The organism is Pseudomonas sp. 9.2(2024) (genome assembly GCF_039695385.1).
Lineage (GTDB): Bacteria > Pseudomonadota > Gammaproteobacteria > Pseudomonadales > Pseudomonadaceae > Aquipseudomonas > Aquipseudomonas paraglycinae.
In genome coordinates, this window is the sequence record NZ_CP155585.1 from 3,538,211 (window position 1) to 3,556,206 (window position 17,996).

Below are 17,996 nucleotides of genomic sequence, written 5' to 3' on the forward strand. Positions count from 1 at the left end.
TCTCCTGACTTTATTTGAGGCGAAAAAAAGCCCGAGCGAATCTCGCCCGGGCTTTTCTATTGGGCGGTGCAGCTTACTTAAGTAGGTGCGGAATCCCGCCCTGCATTGCGTGTGTCACAGACTTAGATCTTGCCGACCAGGTCCAGGGACGGAGCCAGAGTGGCCTCGCCTTCTTTCCACTTGGCCGGGCAAACTTCGCCTGGGTGAGCAGCGACGTACTGAGCAGCCTTGATTTTGCGCAGCAGCTCGGAAGCGTCACGGCCAACGCCGCCATCGTTCAGTTCAACGATTTTGATTTGGCCTTCAGGGTTGATCACGAAGGTGCCACGGTCAGCCAGACCAGCTTCTTCGATCAGCACGTCGAAGTTGCGGGAGATGACCTGAGTCGGGTCGCCGATCATGGTGTATTGGATTTTGCCGATGGCTGGCGAAGTGTTGTGCCAGGCAGCGTGGGCAAAGTGGGTGTCGGTCGAAACGCTGTAGATCTCTACGCCCAGTTTCTGGAAGGCGGCGTAGTTGTCAGCCAGGTCTTCGAGCTCGGTTGGGCAAACGAAAGTGAAGTCGGCCGGGTAGAAGAACACTACGGACCATTTGCCTTTCAGGTCAGCGTCCGAGACTTGTACGAAGTCGCCGTTTTTGAACGCGGTAGCTTTGAACGGTTTTACTTGGCTGTTGATGATAGGCATTGATGACTCTCCGTCAGGGTTGTGAATTCGATGGGTGAATCCTACCCAGTCACTCGACGGATGGCTCATTGGCAAACCTGATGCTGCTGATTTGTTTTCGCTATTAGCGGACTGTATTAATAGAAGAAAACGATATCTACGGCGACAGCGGCTTATCCGTAATCCGGGCCATCCCGTGAAAGGGGCTCGCTTCAACATAGCGCATGGCAGACTTCATATCCTTCCAGCCCACGTAACTCATCAACGATTTGAGATCCCAGCCGCTTTGGTGGGCCCATGTTGCGAAGCCGCGTCGCAGGGAATGGCTGGTGTAGCGCTCGGCGGAGATCCCGGCGCGCTCCAGGGCCTGGCGCAGCAACGGAATCACGCTGTTGGCGTGCAAGCCCTCCTCGCTCAGATTGCCCCAGCGGTCGACGGCGCGGAACACCGGGCCCCGTACCAGCGCCGCTTCAGTGATCCATTCGATATAGGCCTGCACCGGACATAGCTTGAGCAACGCCGGAGCCTGATAGGTCTGGCCGAGGTTTTCCCGATCACCCTTGCTGCGGGGCAGGTACAGGGTGATGCCGCTGCCGGCGTGCGCCTGCACATGCTCGATCTGCACACGACACAATTCATCGCTGCGAAAGCCACGCCAGAAGCCCAGCAGGATCAACGCGCGGTCGCGGCAAGCTCTTAGCAGCAGCGGCCGGTCCTGTTGTTCCCGGGCGTCTTTCATTTCCTGCTCAAGCCAGGCAACTGTCTGTTCAAGGTCGCGCAGCTGCAATGGCTCGGCCTGCTTTTCCTGCGCGGGATGCAGGGCGCGAATGCCCTTGAACACTTTGCGCACCACCGGCGACTTGGTGGGATCGGCGAAGCCCTGACTGTTGTGCCACTGCGCCAGCGCCGACAGACGCAACTTCAGCGTGTTGACCGACAACACGCCCGCATGCGCCACCAGATACCGCGCGATGCTGTCCGCTGTCGCGGGCAGGAACCCACCCCATACCGTTTCGAAATGCTCGACGGCCGCACGATAGCTGCGACGGGTGTTGTCACGGGTGGCGGCTTGCAGGTAGCGATCGATATCGCTCATGGGCTGATTTTCTCGTGGCGTAATGAGGGTTTGTGCGGAAACCGATTTTAGGGGTTTCACATGGGGTAATACCAGTATATCCCGCCCGTTTATCGGTGCTTGTTTCACTTTATTTTCAACATGGTACACTGCGTACTTTGGTGGCATGTACCACAGTACGAAATGGTAGGAGCAGATATGGCCCGTGGCGGCGTTAACAAAGCAGTAGTTCAGATCGCGCGCACAGCGATCCTCGCCCGTGGCGAACACCCCAGCATCGACGCAGTACGCATCGAGCTGGGTAATACGGGTTCCAAAACCACGATTCATCGCTACCTGAAGGAGCTGGATGACGGCAGCGAACCGGCCGATCCTTCAGCAGAACCTATCGATGACGAGCTGCTGGCACTCGTCACGCGCCTTGCCCAACGCCTGAAAGAACAGGCGCAGGAGCCGATTGATCAGGCGCGCGAGCAGTACGAGCAACAGCGTCAGGCACTGGAGGACGAGCTGAATCAGCTTCGTCAGGATCACGCGCAACTGGAGAAGAAGCACGACATCCAGGCCGCCGCGCTGGCCAAGGAATCCGAAGCCTTGAGCGATACCCGCTCGATGCTGCAGACCGAGCAGACTCGCAATGCCGGACTGAATCAGGCGCTGGCCGATTTTGAATTGCGCTTGCAGGACAAGGATGAGCAGATCCGCTCGCTGGAAGAGAAACACCTGCACGCCCGCGATGCGCTTGAACACTACCGCAACGCCATCAAGGAACAGCGAGAGCAGGAGCAAAGCCGTCACGAAAGCCAGGTGCAGCAGTTGCAGATGGAGTTGCGTCAGGCGCAACAAAGTGCGCTGGTACGCCAGGACGAGATCACCCAGCTGCACCGCGACAACGAGCGCCTGCTGACCGAAAATCGCGGCACCGTGCGTGAACTGAGCTTGGTGCAGGATCAGCTCAAGCACAGCAATCAGCGTCAGGATCAATTGCTGGAGCAAGCGTCCCGCGTCGACAGCGAACGCACCCTCCTCCAGGAACGCCTGCGCGTGGCGTTGCTGGAAAGCCAGACGCTCAAGCAAAACGTCGACGAACAGTCGCAGCTCAATCAGTCACTGGAAAAGGAATTGACCAAGGCGCAAGACAGCCTGCGCCTGGCCACCACCGCTGCGGCAGCGCCAGACGCAGCAGAACCGAAAAAGACTTAAGCGCCGACCGGTGTACGCATGGTGACGAACTCTTCGGCCGCCGTCGGGTGTACCCCGATGGTGTCGTCGAAGTCACGCTTGGTGGCGCCAGCCTTCAACGCGATTGCCAGCCCCTGTACGATCTCGCCGGCATCCGGCCCGACCATGTGACAGCCCAGCACCTTGTCGGACTTGCCATCGACCACCAGCTTCATCAGCGTGCGCTCCTGGCAATCAGTCAGGGTCAGCTTCATCGGCCGGAAGCGGCTTTCATAGATCACGACGTCGTGACCCGCTTCCCGCGCTTCTTCTTCGGTCAGGCCGACGGTGCCGATGTTCGGCAGACTGAACACTGCCGTCGGGATCATCTTGTAATCCACCGGGCGGTATTGCTCAGGCTTGAACAGACGTCGCGCCACCGCCATGCCTTCAGCCAGCGCCACTGGCGTCAACTGCACACGACCGATGACATCGCCCAGCGCCAGAATTGACGGCTCGGTGGTTTGATATTGCTCGTCGACTTTGATGAAACCCTTGTCGTCTAGCTGCACATCGGTATTTTCCAGCCCCAGGTTGTCCAGCATCGGACGCCGACCGGTGGCGTAGAACACACAATCCGCTTCCAGCACGCGACCATCCTTGAGGGTGGCCTTCAGGCTGCCGTCGGATTGCTTGTCGATGCGGGCAATGTCGGCATTGAATTGCAGATCCAGACCGCGCTTGGTCAGCTCTTCCTTCAGATGATTACGCACCGAACCGTCGAAACCACGGAGGAACAGATCCCCGCGATACAACAACGTCGTGTTGGCGCCCAGGCCATGGAAAATCCCGGCAAATTCGACGGCGATGTAACCGCCGCCGACGACCAGGACGCGCTTGGGCAGTTCTTTGAGGAAGAACGCCTGGTTCGAGCTGATCGCATGCTCATGCCCCGGAATCTCCGGGATCTGCGGCCAGCCACCGGTGGCGATCAGAATATTCTTCGCGGTGTAGCGCTCGCCGTTGACCTCAACTTCGTGCGGACCAACGATTTTCGCGTGGGCTTCATGCAGCGTCACGCCGCTGTTAACCAGCAGATTGCGATAAATGCCGTTCAGGCGATTGATCTCGCGATCCTTGTTGGCAATCAGCGTGGCCCAATCGAAATCCGCCTCGCCCAGGCTCCAGCCAAAACCCGAGGACTGTCCGAAGTCTTCGGCAAAGTGGGCGCCGTACACCAACAGTTTTTTCGGTACGCAACCGACGTTGACGCAAGTACCACCCAGATAACGGCTCTCGGCCACCGCCACTTTCGCACCATACCCGGCAGCAAAACGCGCAGCCCGCACACCGCCGGAACCGGCGCCAATCACATAAAGGTCAAAATCGTAGGCCATTTCTATCTCCTCGGCAGGCGATCAGCATACCCGCCGTCGTCCGTTGGGCAAGCACTCCTGCCGATATAGGGGCGGAAAATGAAAAAGCCACCCGAAGGTGGCTTTTTCGTACAGGCAGATCAGGCTTTATCAGTAAGCCTTGCCAGTCTTGTAGAAGTTCTCGAAGCAGAAGTTGGTTGCTTCGATGTAGCCTTCTGCACCACCGCAGTCGAAACGCTTGCCCTTGAACTTGTAGGCCATTACGCAGCCGTTCTGGGCTTGTTTCATCAGGGCGTCTGTGATCTGGATTTCACCGCCCTTGCCTGGCTCGGTCTGTTCGATCAGGTCGAAGATGTCCGGGGTCAGGATGTAGCGGCCGATGATCGCCAGGTTCGACGGCGCGTCTTCCGGCTTTGGCTTCTCGACCATGCTGTGTACGCGATAGATGTCGTCACGGATCATTTCGCCAGCGATCACGCCGTACTTGCTGGTTTCCTGCGGATCGACTTCCTGGATGGCAATGATCGAGCAGCGGAACTGCTTGTACAGCTTGACCATCTGGGTCAATACGCCGTCGCCTTCGAGGTTGACGCAAAGGTCGTCCGCCAGCACCACAGCGAACGGTTCGTCACCGATCAATGGGCGACCGGTCAGGATCGCGTGACCCAGGCCTTTCATTTCGGTCTGACGAGTGTAGGAAAACGAGCACTCGTCCAACAACTTGCGGATACCGACCAGGTATTTTTCCTTGTCGGTGCCCTTGATCTGGTTTTCCAGCTCGTAGCTGATGTCGAAGTGGTCTTCCAGGGCGCGCTTGCCACGGCCGGTCACGATGGAGATTTCAGTCAGACCAGCGTCCAGAGCTTCTTCGACGCCGTACTGGATCAGTGGCTTGTTTACCACCGGCAGCATTTCTTTGGGCATGGCCTTCGTCGCTGGGAGGAAGCGAGTACCGTAACCGGCTGCTGGGAACAAGCATTTCTTGATCATATAAGTCCTTGAAAGGGCTGTGTGTACGAGTTTCGGCGCAGTCTAATCAGGCGGCGTGCACCTTACAATGCCCCGCACTGGCTAACCGATGTCAACATAGAGAAATAATCTGGCAGATAGTTCAATCCGCACACGGAGGCTGCGCATTCAGCGTAGCCCAAAGATGCCGGAACACCGCATCGACCTGCGCCCGTTCGCCGATTTACCGTTATCATGACGCCTTTGAACCAGCCAACGAGGCCGCTAGATGTCCGCAGCAAAAATCATCAATGGGTACACCGTCGCCAAGGCGAAAGATGGCCAGTGGCATATCACCGCCGCCAACGGCGAAGATGTGTCCGGTCCGTTGCCCACTGAAGCGATGGCGATTGAAGTGGCCGCGGTGCTTGATTACACGCCTCCTGCACCGAAGCGTCGCGGCAAGGATCAAGACTGATCGACGACTGCAAATCACGGCCCTGCCTTCGCGCAGGGCTTTTTTTGGGCTTCGCACAAAGAACTGGCCAATCGCTATAACCTTTTCATGTCGGCGCTGTCATAGCGTCTACCCCTCTCCCTCTCGAAGACGACATCGCCATGATCAACCGCCCCTGCATCAACTTCCTGCCCTTGATTGCGCTCGTGGCTCTGGCCGGTTGCGCTACCTCGCAGACCACCTACCTGAACAACGGCGAACAAGGGTTGAGCATCGACTGTTCCGGTGAAGCCAATTCCTGGGCCACCTGCTATGAAAAGGCTGACGCGTCCTGCGCCGGAACCGGCTACCGCATCGTCGGGACCGACGGCACACCGGCGCCCAAGGAAGACGACAAGACACTGGGCGTCGACGTCGGCAACTACAAAAACCGCAGCGTGGTGGTCGTGTGTAAATAGCCTTACATATGAATTTCGGCGAACTTGATCCCCAGCCCGCGCACGACCTCGATCAGGTCGTCGAGCCGGTTGAAGGACTCGACTTCGTCGTTATCGTCGACCAGGAAGTAACTGCGGCCGGCGCTCTTCTTGAAAAACACAATCCACTCCCCCGGATTCGCCGGGTTCTGGATCACATGGGTCGCCGCAATGAGCCCTTCCTTGTGTCGCTCCCGCACCTGCTCTCTCTTCATTCACCTCTCCAGAAATGACAATGCCGCCACAGCAACGCTGTGACGGCATCAATGCTGACTGCTGACAGTCTATCAGCCGGAAATACAGGCCGTGGCGGCTTTGCGCACATCCCAGGGGCGCAGCGGCACATTGGACATTCGCTCATGCAGCTTGATGCTGCTGCCGCCGGAGCGATCCTCGATGTCAAACACCGCGGCCGGACCCGATCCCAGCTTGCCTGGAACGATGACCCGAACCTCATCCTTGTGTCGCTCGACCTGCAAGGCACCCCGGCTGTCGGACAGCTTTTCGGCCAGGCACTCAGCATATTCATGGGGTTTCTTGCCGGAAATGACGTTCATGGTTGGCAGCGTTTCATTGATTTCCGAAACGCTTGCGCAACCACCCATTGCCAATGCCAACGGCAGAATCACCACACCCCATTTCATACAAAACCTCCAATAAAGACCCTCCGACAGCACGAATGCCGTTTTTCTCCGAGGCTCACTGCATTTAACCCACATCAAATCGTGAATATCTGTTTTTAATTGTCAAAGCGGCGCCCGACGGCCGGATAATAACCCGTCCGGGCTGATAAACTGCGCCAATCGACAATGCTATCGTTTTGATTTTGTAGAAAAAGCCCTTCTGGAGGCGCCCATGAAATTCATTCACCAGCGCGAGCACCTCAACGAAGACGACATCGTCGTCATCCAATGCTCGCAAACCTGCAACATCCGCTTGATGAACGACGCCAACTTCCGCAGCTTCAAAAATGGCGGCCGTCACACCTATCACGGCGGCGCTTTCGACACGTTCCCGGCCCGTATCACCGCGCCGAGCACCGGTTTCTGGAACATCACCATCGACACCGTCAACCGCCGCGCGATCAGCGTGACTCGCAAACCGACCTTGACGCACTCGATCAAGATCATTCGCCGCTCGAGCTCCAAACTCAGCTGAGCGGTTCCGCCAACGCAGACAGGTAAGCATCAACGTGGCCCAAACGACCAAATACGTGATCAAGTACAAACTCAACGGTGAGCGCCGTTTCGAGTTCGCCCAGCTGGAAAATGGCACGCCGGAAGAAGCCAAAGCTGCACTGGATGCTCTGCACGGCCAGAGCGACGATGTGATCAGCGACATCAGCGTCAGCAAGGCCTTGTAAGACCCGGACGAAATTCGACCGCAAGCGGCGGAGTGTTGCGGCCGGGTGGACGACCCAGACTGATACCTGAATGTACGCCAAGGAATCAGCATGTCACCCTCACCCGCCTCCCCGCTCGATGCGCTCGACTGGATCGCCCTGGAGCAGCAACTGGATCAGGACGGTTACGCCGTCATCCGCACGCTACTGCGTCCGCAGACCTGCGATCGGTTGAGTGCGCTTTACACGCACAGCGAACCGTTTCGGTCACAGGTGATCATGTCCCGCCACGGCTTTGGGCGCGGCGAATACAAATACCTGCGCTATCCGCTTCCTCCCGTGGTGGAACGCCTGCGCAGCGCGCTTTACCCACGCCTCGTGCCTCTGGCCAACCGCTGGCATAAGCGAATGGGTCTGCCGGAACGTTTTCCAGAGCGACACAGCGAGTTTCTCGAGCGCTGCCATGCCGCCGGTCAACTGCGGCCTACCCCGCTCTTGCTGCAATACGGTCCGCAGGACTACAACTGTCTGCATCAGGATCTGTACGGCGAACATGTCTTTCCGCTGCAAGTGGCGATTCTTCTGTCAGCACCCGGGACTGATTTCACCGGTGGCGAATTCGTCATGACCGAGCAACGTCCGAGAATGCAGTCGCGCCCACTCGTGATGGACCTGAGAAAAGGCGACGCGCTGATCTTTGCCGTCAATCAGCGACCGGTCAAAGGCGTGCGCGGTGACTATCGGGTGACCATGCGCCACGGCGTCAGCCGACTGCACAGCGGAACACGGCATACTCTGGGCATCATTTTCCACGACGCGACCTGACGATCATGCAAACCATCTTTGATCTGTTCGCCGACACAGAACCCGAGCAGCCCCGACGCGCCGAACAGATCGGCGAGCAGTCCTGGGTGCTGCGCGGGTTTGCCCTGCCGCAAATCGAGCAATTGTTGCCGGCCCTGGAATCGATCATCGCCTGCGCCCCGTTGCGCCACATGATGACGCCCGGGGGCTTCAGCATGTCGGTGGCCACCAGCAGTTGCGGCTTACTGGGCTGGATCACCGATCGGAGCGGCTACCGCTATTCATCCGAAGATCCCGTGAGCCACCAACCCTGGCCAGCCATGCCCGAAGTGTTTCGCGAGCTGGCCCAGGCCGCAGCGAAACGCGCCGGATTTGCCGACTTCATGCCGGATTCCTGCCTGATCAATCGTTATGTCCCAGGCGCGAAGATGTCGTTGCATCAGGACAAAGACGAAAACGCCTACGAAGCGCCGATCGTTTCTCTGTCATTGGGCTTGCCCGCGACATTCCTGTTCGGCGGTTTCGCACGCGGCGACAGGAGCCAGAAAATCTCGCTGCTGCACGGCGACATGGTGATCTGGGGCGGCGTAGACCGGCTGCGCTATCACGGCATCCTGCCGATCAAACCCGGCCGGCACCCGCGCCTGGGCGAACAGCGTTTCAACCTGACGTTTCGCACCGCCGGATAATCCTGCAAAGTTTGACCGCAAGGGTCGGAGTGTTCCGGCCGGTGGCACTGGTTAACCTGAAATTCAACAGGTCAACGGACTCTCCATCATGAAAACGCTTTCCACCTCGCTGAACACTGAAGACGATCCACGCTGGGCCGCTGTCGTCGCACGCGACCCTCGGGCGGACGGCCAGTTTGTCTATGCCGTGAAAACCACCGGCATCTATTGCCGCCCCAGCAGCCTGGCGCGCTTGCCGAAACCGCAGAACGTCGAGTTTTTCGACACCGCCGAGGACGCCGAAGCCGCGGGTTATCGCCCCAGCAAACGGGCGAGCAAGGATCAGACCGAAGTCGCAGCGCAACACGCCGCCACCGTCGCGGAAGCCTGTCGCCAGATCGAAGCGTCGGAAAGCCTGCCGGCGCTCAACGATCTTGCCGAAACCGCCGGTCTGAGCGCCTTTCACTTTCATCGTGTCTTCAAGGCCGCAACCGGCCTGACGCCAAAGGGCTATGCCGCCGCGCATCGCGCGCGCCGGGTTCGTCAGCGTCTGGCGGACGGCGGCTCGGTGACCGAAGCGCTGTATGACGCCGGTTTCAATTCCAACAGCCGTTTCTACGAAGCGGCCGATCAGGTACTGGGGATGAAACCCGGCGACTTCCGATCCGCCGGCCAGAACAACGACATCCGCTTCGCCGTCGGCCAATGTTCGCTCGGGGCTATTCTGGTGGCACAGAGTGAGCGCGGGATTTGCGCGATTCTGCTGGGGGACGATCCGCACCAATTGGTGTGCGACCTGCAGGACCAGTTTCGCCGGGCCAACCTGATCGGTGCCGATGCCGAGTTCGAACAACTGATCGCTCGCGTCGTCGGCTTCATCGAAGCGCCTGCCATCGGACTGGACTTGCCGCTGGATGTGCGCGGCACAGCATTTCAGGAGCGGGTGTGGCAGGCGCTGCGGGAAGTACCGGTCGGCAGCACCGCCAGCTACGCGGACATCGCCCTGCGAATCGGCTCGCCAAAAGCCGTGCGCGCAGTGGCTCAGGCTTGCGGCGCCAACAGCCTCGCGGTGGCCATTCCGTGCCACCGCGTGGTGCGTAGCGACGGCAACCTCAGCGGCTACCGCTGGGGCGTGGAGCGCAAGCGCGAATTGCTCGAGCGTGAAGGCAAACCCCGACAGTAATCAGCGATTCACATCAACGACAACCCGCCCCCGGAGTTGCCCTGCCAGCAACTTCGGTGCCGCGTCGATAGCTTCGCCAAGGCCGATTTCATGGCTGATCAGCGGCAACAGGGTAAAATCCAGATCCTTCGCCAAGCGATCCCAAGCCTCGATGCGGCGCGCCTTGGGTTGGGTCACGCTGTTGATCCCGGCCAGCGTCACGCCACGCAGAATGAACGGCGCCACGGATGCCGGAAAATCCATGCCCTGAGCCAGACCGCACGCGGCCACGATGCCTTCGGCCCGGGTGCTGGCGCAGGCATTGGCCAGCGTGTGACTGCCGACCGAATCGATGACGCCCGCCCAGCGCTCCTTGGCCAGCGGCTTGCCGGGTTCGGACAGGGTGGCGCGATCAATGATTTCGCCCGCGCCCAGTTGTTTCATGTATTCGTGTTCCGACACCCGACCGGTCGAAGCGACCACGCGGTAGCCCAGCTTGCTCAGCAATGCGATGGCAAAACTGCCGACGCCGCCGTTGGCCCCCGTTACCAGCACTTCGCCCTGTTGCGGGGTCACGCCGTTTCGCTCCAGCGCCATGACGCAAAGCATCGCCGTATAGCCGGCCGTGCCGATGGCCATGGCTTGCGCGGCGGTGAATGCCTTGGGCAGCGGAATCAGCCAGTCACCGTTCAATCGCGCTTTTTGCGCCAGACCGCCCCAGTGGTTTTCACCGACGCCCCAGCCATTGAGCAGCACCGCATCGCCAACCTTGTAGTCGGGGTGCGAGCTGACTTCGACGGTACCCGCCAGATCGATCCCCGGCACCATCGGAAACTTGCGCACCACCGGGCTACTGCCGGTAATCGCCAGGCCGTCCTTGAAGTTCAGCGTGCTGTACGCGACGTGAACCGTCACATCGCCTTCCGGCAACTGCTCGTCGTTGATCTCGTGCAGGTTGGCGCGATAACCGCTGTCGTCTTTGTCGATCAAAATGCCTTTGAACATGACTGCCTCTCACGGGTGGAATTCAGGATGTCGAGGGTTTGGAATAGCACACTGAAACATTTTGCCCTACTCGACCTTTAGCCAATCGGGCCCGAACGCCGAGCCGGCGCCGGCTGTTCAAGCTACAAATCTGTGCTGGTCATGGGGGTGGCTTTGCGTTAAAAAACCGGCTGCTACCGTCCCTGCCCTGTTTTGTCGTCGGAGAAGCTATTCCATGAGCCAATGGCCTGATACCCGCATTCTTGACCTGTTCGGCATCGAACTGCCGATCATCCAGGGCCCCATGGCCGGAGCCACTAATTCATCCATGGTCATCGCAGCGTGCAACGCCGGTGGCCTGGGTTCGATGCCGGCCGCGATGCTGACCATCGAGCAACTGCGCGAAGAGCTGAAGACCATTCGCCAGGGCACGAACAAGCCGTTCAACGTCAACTTCTTCTGCCATCAACCGCCGGCCGCCGATGAGCAAAAGGCCCGTGACTGGAAAAACCTGCTGGAACCTTACTATCGCGAACTGGGGGTCGATTTCGATGCACCCACGCCGGTGTCCAACCGTGCGCCCTTCGATGCGGCCGCCTGCGAAGTGCTGGAAGAGTTTCGCCCTGAAGTGGTGAGCTTCCACTTCGGCCTGCCGGAAAAATCCCTGCTGGATCGGGTCAAGGCCACCGGTGCGAAAATCATCTCGTCGGCGACCACGGTCGATGAGGCGATCTGGCTGGAGCAGAACGGTTGCGACGCGATCATCGCCATGGGTTACGAGGCCGGCGGCCATCGCGGGATGTTCCTCAGCGCTGACCTGAGCAGTCAGGTCGGTACGTTTGCGCTGGTGCCGCAAGTGGTCGACGCGGTGAGTGTGCCGGTGATCGCTGCCGGTGCGATTGCCGATGCGCGCGGCGTGGCTGCAGCGTTCCTGCTCGGAGCTTCGGCGGTCCAGGTCGGCACGGCGTATCTGTTTACCCCGGAAGCGAAAGTCAGTGCCTCTCACCACAAAGCTTTGCGCACCGCCAAGGAAAGCGAGACAGCGGTGACCAATCTGTTTACCGGGCGCCCGGCGCGGGGGATTCTCAATCGGGTGATGCGCGAGCTGGGCCCGATGTCGGACAAGGCCCCCGCCTTTCCGCTGGCCGGCGGTGCCTTGATGCCGTTGCGCGCGAAGGGTGAAGCCGAATTCAGTAACCTTTGGGCCGGCCAGGCCTTCACACTTGGTAAGGACCTCGGCACCGCCGAACTGACCCGGCAACTGGCGGAAGGCGCACTGGCGAAACTGACGCGATGATGAACCCGAACGGGTGAGGAGCGTGGCGCTCTCACCCGGTTTAAAAGCAGTGCTTCCCGTTTGGCGGCATTTCGCTATATATTTCCCTATATAGCGTTTCACTCCCTCGCATCGGCGCAGTCTTCCTTCCAATAACAACTGCCCACTGCACTTGCCACCCACGGAGCCGTTACATGATCAATCGTGCCTCACGTTTTGCCCCTGCCCTGCTCGCGGTATTCGCCATCGGCGCCGCGCAGGCCGACGAAGTGCAAGTCGCTGTCGCGGCCAACTTCACCGCGCCGATCCAGGCGATTGCCGCCGATTTCGAAAAAGACACCGGGCACAAACTGGTCGCTGCGTACGGCGCCACCGGCCAGTTCTACACCCAGATCAAAAACGGTGCGCCGTTCGAAGTGTTCCTCTCGGCGGACGACACCACCCCTGAAAAACTCGAAAAAGAAGGCGATACCGTCAAGGGTTCGCGCTTCACCTACGCCATCGGCACCCTGGCGCTGTGGTCGGCCAAGGAAGGTTACGTCGATGCCAAAGGCGACGTCCTGAAGAAAAACGAGTACCAACACCTGTCCATCGCCAACCCGAAAGCCGCCCCTTACGGTCTGGCTGCCACTCAGGTGCTGGAAAAACTGAAACTGACTGAAGCTACCAAAGCCAAAATCGTCGAAGGCCAGAACATCACTCAGGCCTACCAGTTCGTGTCCACCGGCAACGCTGAACTGGGCTTCGTCGCCCTGTCGCAGATCTACAAGGACGGCAAGGTCAGCAGCGGTTCGGCGTGGATCGTTCCGGCGAGCATGCACGACCCGATCAAGCAAGACGCAGTGATCCTCAACAAAGGCAAAGACAACGCCGCTGCCAAGGCGCTGGTTGATTACCTCAAAAGCCCGAAAGCCGCTGCGGTCATCAAGTCCTACGGTTACCACCTGTAAATGTCGCTCACGAGTGCCGATTTCGCGGCGATCTGGCTGACCCTGAAACTGGCGTCCCTGACCACCGCGATCCTGCTGGTCGTCGGCACGCCGATCGCCCTGTGGTTGTCGCGCAGCCGTTCCTGGCTGCGCGGCCCCATCGGCGCGATCGTCGCGCTGCCGTTGGTGCTGCCACCGACGGTCATCGGTTTCTATCTGCTGCTGGCCCTCGGCCCCAATGGCTTCATTGGCCATTTCACCCAGTGGCTGGGGCTTGGTACCTTGACGTTCAGCTTCACCGGCCTTGTGATCGGCTCGGTGCTCTATTCCATGCCGTTCGTGGTGCAGCCGTTGCAAAACGCTTTCTCCGCGATCGGCACTCGCCCACTGGAAGTGGCCGCGACCTTGCGCGCCAATCCTTGGGACACCTTTTTCAGCGTGATTCTGCCCCTGGCGCGTCCCGGTTTCATCACTGCAGCGATCCTCGGCTTCGCCCATACCGTCGGCGAATTCGGCGTGGTGCTGATGATCGGCGGGAATATTCCTGACAAGACCCGGGTGGTTTCCGTACAAATCTACGACCACGTCGAAGCCATGGAGTACGCGCAGGCGCACTGGCTGGCCGGGGCGATGCTGGTGTTTTCGTTTCTGGTGTTGCTGGCGCTGTATTCCAGCCGCAAGACCCGCGCGGGCTGGAGCTGATCGATGATTGGTGCACGTCTGAAACTGGCTTGGTCGGGCTTCAGCCTCGATGTCGATCTGCAGATGCCCGGTCGCGGTGTGACGGCGCTGTTCGGTCAGTCCGGCTCGGGCAAGACCACATGCCTGCGCTGCATCGCCGGGCTCGAACGCGCGCCACAGGCCTTTATCCGCATCAATGACGAGGTCTGGCAGGACAGCGAGAAAGGCATTTTCGTGCCGCCGCACAAACGCGCGCTCGGCTATGTCTTTCAGGAAGCCAGCCTGTTTCCGCATCTGTCGGTGCTGGCCAATCTGCAATTCGGCCTCAAGCGCATTGCCAAGGCACAGCGCCGGGTCGACATGACCCAAGCCACAGAACTGCTAGGGATCGGCCACTTGCTCGATCGTCATCCGCAGCACTTGTCCGGCGGTGAGCGCCAGCGTGTCGGCATCGCCCGCGCGCTGTTGACGAGCCCCAGACTGCTGCTGATGGACGAGCCTTTGGCGGCCCTCGACAGTCAGCGCAAAAGCGAAATCCTGCCCTACCTGCAACGCCTGCACGACGAACTGGAAATCCCGGTGCTGTATGTCAGTCATGCTCAGGACGAAGTGGCCAGGCTCGCCGATCACTTGGTGTTGCTCAGCGACGGCAAAGCGCTGGCCAGCGGTCCGATTGGCGAAACCCTGGCGCGACTCGACCTGCCCCTGGCCATGGACAATGACGCCGGGGTGATCATCGAAGGCCAGGTCAGCGGCTACGATACCGACTATCAATTGCTTACCCTGCGATTGCCGGACTCGTCACTGAACATTCGCGTGACCCACGCGCCGATGACGACGGGCCAGAGACTGCGATGTAAGGTTCACGCGCGAGACATCAGCCTGACCCTGCAAAACAGTGAGTTCAGCAGCATCCTCAATCGCCTGCCGGTCACGGTCGTCAGCGAACAACCGGCCGACAACGCCGCGCACGTGCTCATTCGCCTCGATGCCGGCGGGACACCGTTGCTGGCGCGCATCACTCGCTACTCGCGGGATCAGCTTGGCGTGCATCCGGGCCAGTCATTGTGGGCCCAGATCAAGGCCGTCGCGGTGTTGGCGTAAATCCGCGGGCACGACCGTCATGGCGTGCGGTCAATGGCTTTAACAGCCTGATTTGACGCGAAGGAAGTCCGCCATGCCCGATACTGCGCTCACCGAAGTGTTGCCTTCGGATCTGCATTACGTCGATGACACACAGCCCGGTATCACCCGAAAAAAACTGCGCGGAAAATTCGCCTATTTCGACCCCGCAGGCCAGCGCATCACCGATCCTGACGAGATCAAACGCATCAACGCACTGGCTGTTCCGCCGGCCTACGTCGACGTGTGGATCTGCGCCGACCCGCGCGGCCATCTGCAAGCCACCGGCCGGGACGCACGTGGGCGCAAGCAATATCGCTATCACGCTCGCTGGCGCGAAGTGCGCGACGCGGACAAGTATTCGCGTCTGCGTGAGTTCGGTCTGGCGCTGCCCAAACTGCGCAAACAGCTGGAGGCGCTGCTGGCCTCGCCGGGCTTCAGCCGCGACAAAGTCATGGCGACGGTCATCACGCTGCTCGACGCCACGCTGATCCGCGTCGGCAACACGCAATACGCGCGGGACAATCGCTCCTACGGCCTGACAACCCTGCGCAGCCGGCATGTCGAGGTCAACGGCAGCGCGATCCTGTTCCAGTTTCGCGGCAAGAGCGGCATCGAACATCAGATCACGGTGAAGGACCGGCGACTGGCGCGGATCATCAAGCGCTGCCTGGAAATTCCGGGGCAGAACCTGTTTCAGTATCTGGATGAAAATGGCGAGCGGCATACCGTCAGCTCTTCTGACGTCAACACCTACCTGCAAACCCTGACCGGCGCGGATTTCACCGCCAAGGACTACCGAACCTGGGCCGGCAGCGCCCTCGCTTTGGCGGTTCTGCGGGAGCTGCAATGGGAATCCGAGACCGAGGCCAAGCGGCATGTGGTCGAGATGGTGAAGGGCGTCGCCCGCCAACTGGGCAACACGCCGGCGGTCTGTAGAAAGTGCTACATCCACCCGGCGGTGGTCGAGCATTTCATGCTCGGCGCCTTGGCCGAGCTGCCGAAGCCGCGCATCCGCAAAGGCCTGCGCAAGGAAGAAGTCGCATTGGCGCTATTCCTTGAGCGGATGGTCGAGCAGGCAGGCACGCCTTGAAGCCTTCGGCCGTCTCGACTAGGCTACGCCCTCCTACCTCCCCGGGACGACCGCAGAAGTGAACAACTAAGCCTTCAAAAATGTAATCGCGACACGCCATTCATGGCGCGTGTCAGTGTTCACGACATTTTCTGGAGGTGCCGATGACTCACGTCTCGCGTACGCCTGCTCTCGTCTCCCTGAATCAACTGGGTTTTCAGTTCGCCAATGGCGAGACGATTTTCACTGCACTCAATCTGAAATTCGATCACACCCCGACCGCCATCGTCGGGCGCAATGGCGTTGGCAAAAGCGTACTGGCGCGCCTGATCGCCGGAGAATGGCAACCCACCAGCGGCAGCGTGACGCGCGCCGTGGCGACAACCTACGTGGCGCAGAGCTTTGTCGCTGCACCCGGCGAGACGGTCGCCGAGTCCACCGGCAGCGCCGCGATTCTTCAGGCTCTGGACCGAATGAACCGGGGCTGCGGATCAGTCGAGGATTTCGATCTCATTGGCGAACAATGGGATCTGGCGGACCGTCTGCGCCGCCTGCTCGATGACGCCGGCCTGGCCGAAGTCGCCTTCACCGACGAGACCGGAAACCTCAGTGGTGGCCAGCAAGCGCGCATCGCACTGATTGGCGCGTTTTTGAGTCAGGCTCCGCTGCTGGTTCTCGATGAGCCGACCAACCATCTGGATGCACCAGGACGACAATGGCTGATGAACTTACTGGAACGCTGGCACACTGGTTTGATCGTCGTCAGCCATGATCGGCAGCTGCTCGACCGGATGCTGCGGATTGTCGAGTTGAGCGCGTCGGGGGCTATCGAATTCGGTGGCAATTACTCGGCATTCCGCGAGCATCAGCGGATCCATCAAGCCGCGGCGCAGGCACGCCTCGACCACGCCAGAAGCGAACGCCAGCGAGAGCGGATTCGGCTACGGCGCGAACACGACACGATACAGCGCCACGCCGCCAACTCGCGGCGCAACGCCGAAACCGCCAACATTGCCAGTTTCGAATACGTGGCGATCAAGGGCGCCGCGCGAGAGATCATGGGGCATGTACGTCAGGGTCATCAGGCCCGCAAGTCAGAGCTCGATGCCCAGGTGCGCGAGGCTTACGCCAAGGTGCAACCCGAGGACAGCGTGCTGATCAACCTGCCCGGGAGCGCGGTGCCGAACAACCGCCAGATCTGCTCGCTGGTTGACGCTCGGCTGCCCTGGCTGTCAAACGGCGCACTGAGCCTTACGATCCACGGCCCGATGCGCATCGCTGTCAGCGGTCCCAACGGCTGTGGCAAATCAACCCTGTTGAAAGCGCTCGCCGGGGAACTGACACCCGTCGATGGAACCGCCACGACTCACGTGCCATTCGCATTCCTGGATCAGCAACTGGCGCAACTGGACGATCAGCGTTCCATCACCGAACAGCTGATGATGCAAGGAACTGCACTGACCGAGGGCACCCTGCGCAGCTATCTCGCACACTTGCAGCTGGATGCAAGCCGCGCCACGGCTCCCTGCGTTTCGTTGAGCGGTGGCGAGCGCCTGAAAGCCGCACTGGCGCTGGCCTTGTGGCGAACGGATCCTGCGCAGCTGTTGCTGCTGGATGAGCCGACCAACCATCTGGATCTGCCGTCGGTGGAAGCGTTCGAACGGGCGTTGCAGTCATTTCCGGGTGCCATTGTCGCCGTTTCCCACGATCAGGACTTCCTCGAGGCGTTGAATCCGACTCACCATCTGCGCTGGCACCCATTAGGCTGGCAACTGCACCCGACGAACTGACTTGGCTA

The 17,996-nt window shown here is 60.1% G+C and carries 21 protein-coding genes; 14 read left to right on the forward strand and 7 right to left on the reverse strand.

Features of this window, described 5'->3' with window-relative positions:
* Positions 1 to 122: 122 nt before the first annotated feature.
* Together ahpC and ABFB52_RS15810 are read right to left on the reverse strand one after the other, a co-directional pair.
* Positions 123 to 686 carry an alkyl hydroperoxide reductase subunit C gene (gene ahpC / locus ABFB52_RS15805; RefSeq protein WP_007958941.1) on the reverse strand — a complete coding sequence of 188 codons (564 nt, stop codon included), beginning with the start codon at positions 684 to 686 and terminating at the stop codon, positions 123 to 125.
* A gap of 136 nt (positions 687 to 822) precedes the next feature.
* On the reverse strand, positions 823 to 1,761 hold the full coding sequence (locus ABFB52_RS15810) for a site-specific integrase (RefSeq protein WP_129973257.1): 939 nt from the start codon (positions 1,759 to 1,761) through the stop codon (positions 823 to 825).
* 177 nt (positions 1,762 to 1,938) lie between these two features.
* On the opposite strand from ABFB52_RS15810, the gene ABFB52_RS15815 reads away from it, so the two are divergent.
* Positions 1,939 to 2,943 (forward strand): DNA-binding protein, encoded by a 1,005-nt coding sequence (locus ABFB52_RS15815; protein WP_129973258.1) that lies wholly within the window; start codon positions 1,939 to 1,941, stop codon positions 2,941 to 2,943.
* On the opposite strand, the gene gorA is transcribed toward ABFB52_RS15815, so the two are convergent.
* Both gorA and galU read right to left on the reverse strand, forming a co-directional pair.
* Positions 2,940 to 4,298: a glutathione-disulfide reductase gene (gene gorA / locus ABFB52_RS15820; protein ID WP_129973259.1), complete on the reverse strand. Its 1,359-nt coding sequence runs from the start codon at positions 4,296 to 4,298 to the stop codon at positions 2,940 to 2,942. The two genes, ABFB52_RS15815 and gorA, sit on opposite strands and share 4 nt — an antisense overlap.
* A 129-nt stretch (positions 4,299 to 4,427) precedes the next feature.
* Entirely contained in the window at positions 4,428 to 5,267 is an 840-nt protein-coding gene (gene galU / locus ABFB52_RS15825) for a UTP--glucose-1-phosphate uridylyltransferase GalU (RefSeq protein WP_007912230.1), read from the reverse strand.
* A 247-nt stretch (positions 5,268 to 5,514) separates the two neighbouring features.
* Here galU and ABFB52_RS15830 point away from each other — a divergent pair, with 247 nt between their 5' ends.
* A complete protein-coding gene (locus ABFB52_RS15830) occupies positions 5,515 to 5,703 on the forward strand; it encodes a hypothetical protein (protein ID WP_096821531.1) in 189 nt (62 codons plus the stop codon).
* A 140-nt stretch (positions 5,704 to 5,843) separates the two neighbouring features.
* Entirely contained in the window at positions 5,844 to 6,140 is a 297-nt protein-coding gene (locus tag ABFB52_RS15835) for a hypothetical protein (RefSeq protein WP_085745536.1), read from the forward strand.
* 2 nt (positions 6,141 to 6,142) lie between these two features.
* Here ABFB52_RS15835 and ABFB52_RS15840 read toward each other — a convergent pair whose 3' ends face one another.
* Positions 6,143 to 6,373 (reverse strand): hypothetical protein, encoded by a 231-nt coding sequence (locus ABFB52_RS15840; RefSeq protein WP_011334337.1) that lies wholly within the window; start codon positions 6,371 to 6,373, stop codon positions 6,143 to 6,145.
* Positions 6,374 to 6,445: 72 nt separating this feature from the next.
* Positions 6,446 to 6,802, reverse strand: a complete 357-nt coding sequence (locus ABFB52_RS15845) for a hypothetical protein (RefSeq protein ID WP_085745535.1) — start codon at positions 6,800 to 6,802, stop codon at positions 6,446 to 6,448.
* 211 nt (positions 6,803 to 7,013) lie between these two features.
* On the opposite strand from ABFB52_RS15845, the gene ABFB52_RS15850 reads away from it, so the two are divergent.
* From ABFB52_RS15850 to ada, 5 genes are all read left to right on the forward strand, one after another.
* Positions 7,014 to 7,316 carry a DUF1883 domain-containing protein gene (locus tag ABFB52_RS15850; RefSeq protein ID WP_007958929.1) on the forward strand — a complete coding sequence of 101 codons (303 nt, stop codon included), beginning with the start codon at positions 7,014 to 7,016 and terminating at the stop codon, positions 7,314 to 7,316.
* Between the two features lie 34 nt (positions 7,317 to 7,350).
* Positions 7,351 to 7,521: a hypothetical protein gene (locus tag ABFB52_RS15855; protein WP_007958927.1), complete on the forward strand. Its 171-nt coding sequence runs from the start codon at positions 7,351 to 7,353 to the stop codon at positions 7,519 to 7,521.
* A 90-nt stretch (positions 7,522 to 7,611) separates the two neighbouring features.
* Positions 7,612 to 8,325 carry a 2OG-Fe(II) oxygenase gene (locus ABFB52_RS15860; protein WP_129973260.1) on the forward strand — a complete coding sequence of 238 codons (714 nt, stop codon included), beginning with the start codon at positions 7,612 to 7,614 and terminating at the stop codon, positions 8,323 to 8,325.
* A gap of 5 nt (positions 8,326 to 8,330) precedes the next feature.
* On the forward strand, positions 8,331 to 8,993 hold the full coding sequence (alkB, locus tag ABFB52_RS15865) for a DNA oxidative demethylase AlkB (RefSeq protein ID WP_129973261.1): 663 nt from the start codon (positions 8,331 to 8,333) through the stop codon (positions 8,991 to 8,993).
* Between the two features lie 88 nt (positions 8,994 to 9,081).
* Positions 9,082 to 10,155: a bifunctional DNA-binding transcriptional regulator/O6-methylguanine-DNA methyltransferase Ada gene (ada, locus tag ABFB52_RS15870; RefSeq protein ID WP_129973262.1), complete on the forward strand. Its 1,074-nt coding sequence runs from the start codon at positions 9,082 to 9,084 to the stop codon at positions 10,153 to 10,155.
* Here ada and ABFB52_RS15875 read toward each other — a convergent pair whose 3' ends face one another.
* Entirely contained in the window at positions 10,156 to 11,139 is a 984-nt protein-coding gene (locus ABFB52_RS15875) for an MDR family oxidoreductase (protein ID WP_129973263.1), read from the reverse strand. It abuts the gene before it with no gap.
* A 214-nt stretch (positions 11,140 to 11,353) separates the two neighbouring features.
* Between ABFB52_RS15875 and ABFB52_RS15880 the strand changes: the two genes are divergently transcribed.
* The 6 genes from ABFB52_RS15880 (at position 11,354) to ABFB52_RS15905 (ending at position 17,988) form a co-directional block, all read left to right on the forward strand.
* Positions 11,354 to 12,415, forward strand: coding sequence for a nitronate monooxygenase (locus tag ABFB52_RS15880; RefSeq protein ID WP_102688026.1), 1,062 nt, complete (start codon positions 11,354 to 11,356; stop codon positions 12,413 to 12,415).
* A gap of 173 nt (positions 12,416 to 12,588) precedes the next feature.
* Entirely contained in the window at positions 12,589 to 13,344 is a 756-nt protein-coding gene (modA, locus tag ABFB52_RS15885; protein WP_129973264.1) for a molybdate ABC transporter substrate-binding protein, read from the forward strand.
* Positions 13,345 to 14,025, forward strand: coding sequence for a molybdate ABC transporter permease subunit (gene modB, locus ABFB52_RS15890; RefSeq protein ID WP_007958914.1), 681 nt, complete (start codon positions 13,345 to 13,347; stop codon positions 14,023 to 14,025).
* Between the two features lie 3 nt (positions 14,026 to 14,028).
* Complete coding sequence (gene modC, locus ABFB52_RS15895) at positions 14,029 to 15,108, forward strand: molybdenum ABC transporter ATP-binding protein (protein ID WP_129973265.1); 1,080 nt, start codon at positions 14,029 to 14,031, stop codon at positions 15,106 to 15,108.
* A gap of 73 nt (positions 15,109 to 15,181) precedes the next feature.
* Complete coding sequence (locus ABFB52_RS15900; protein ID WP_085745527.1) at positions 15,182 to 16,219, forward strand: DNA topoisomerase IB; 1,038 nt, start codon at positions 15,182 to 15,184, stop codon at positions 16,217 to 16,219.
* Between the two features lie 143 nt (positions 16,220 to 16,362).
* Positions 16,363 to 17,988, forward strand: coding sequence for an ATP-binding cassette domain-containing protein (locus tag ABFB52_RS15905; RefSeq protein WP_085745526.1), 1,626 nt, complete (start codon positions 16,363 to 16,365; stop codon positions 17,986 to 17,988).
* The last annotated feature ends 8 nt before the right edge of the window (positions 17,989 to 17,996 follow it).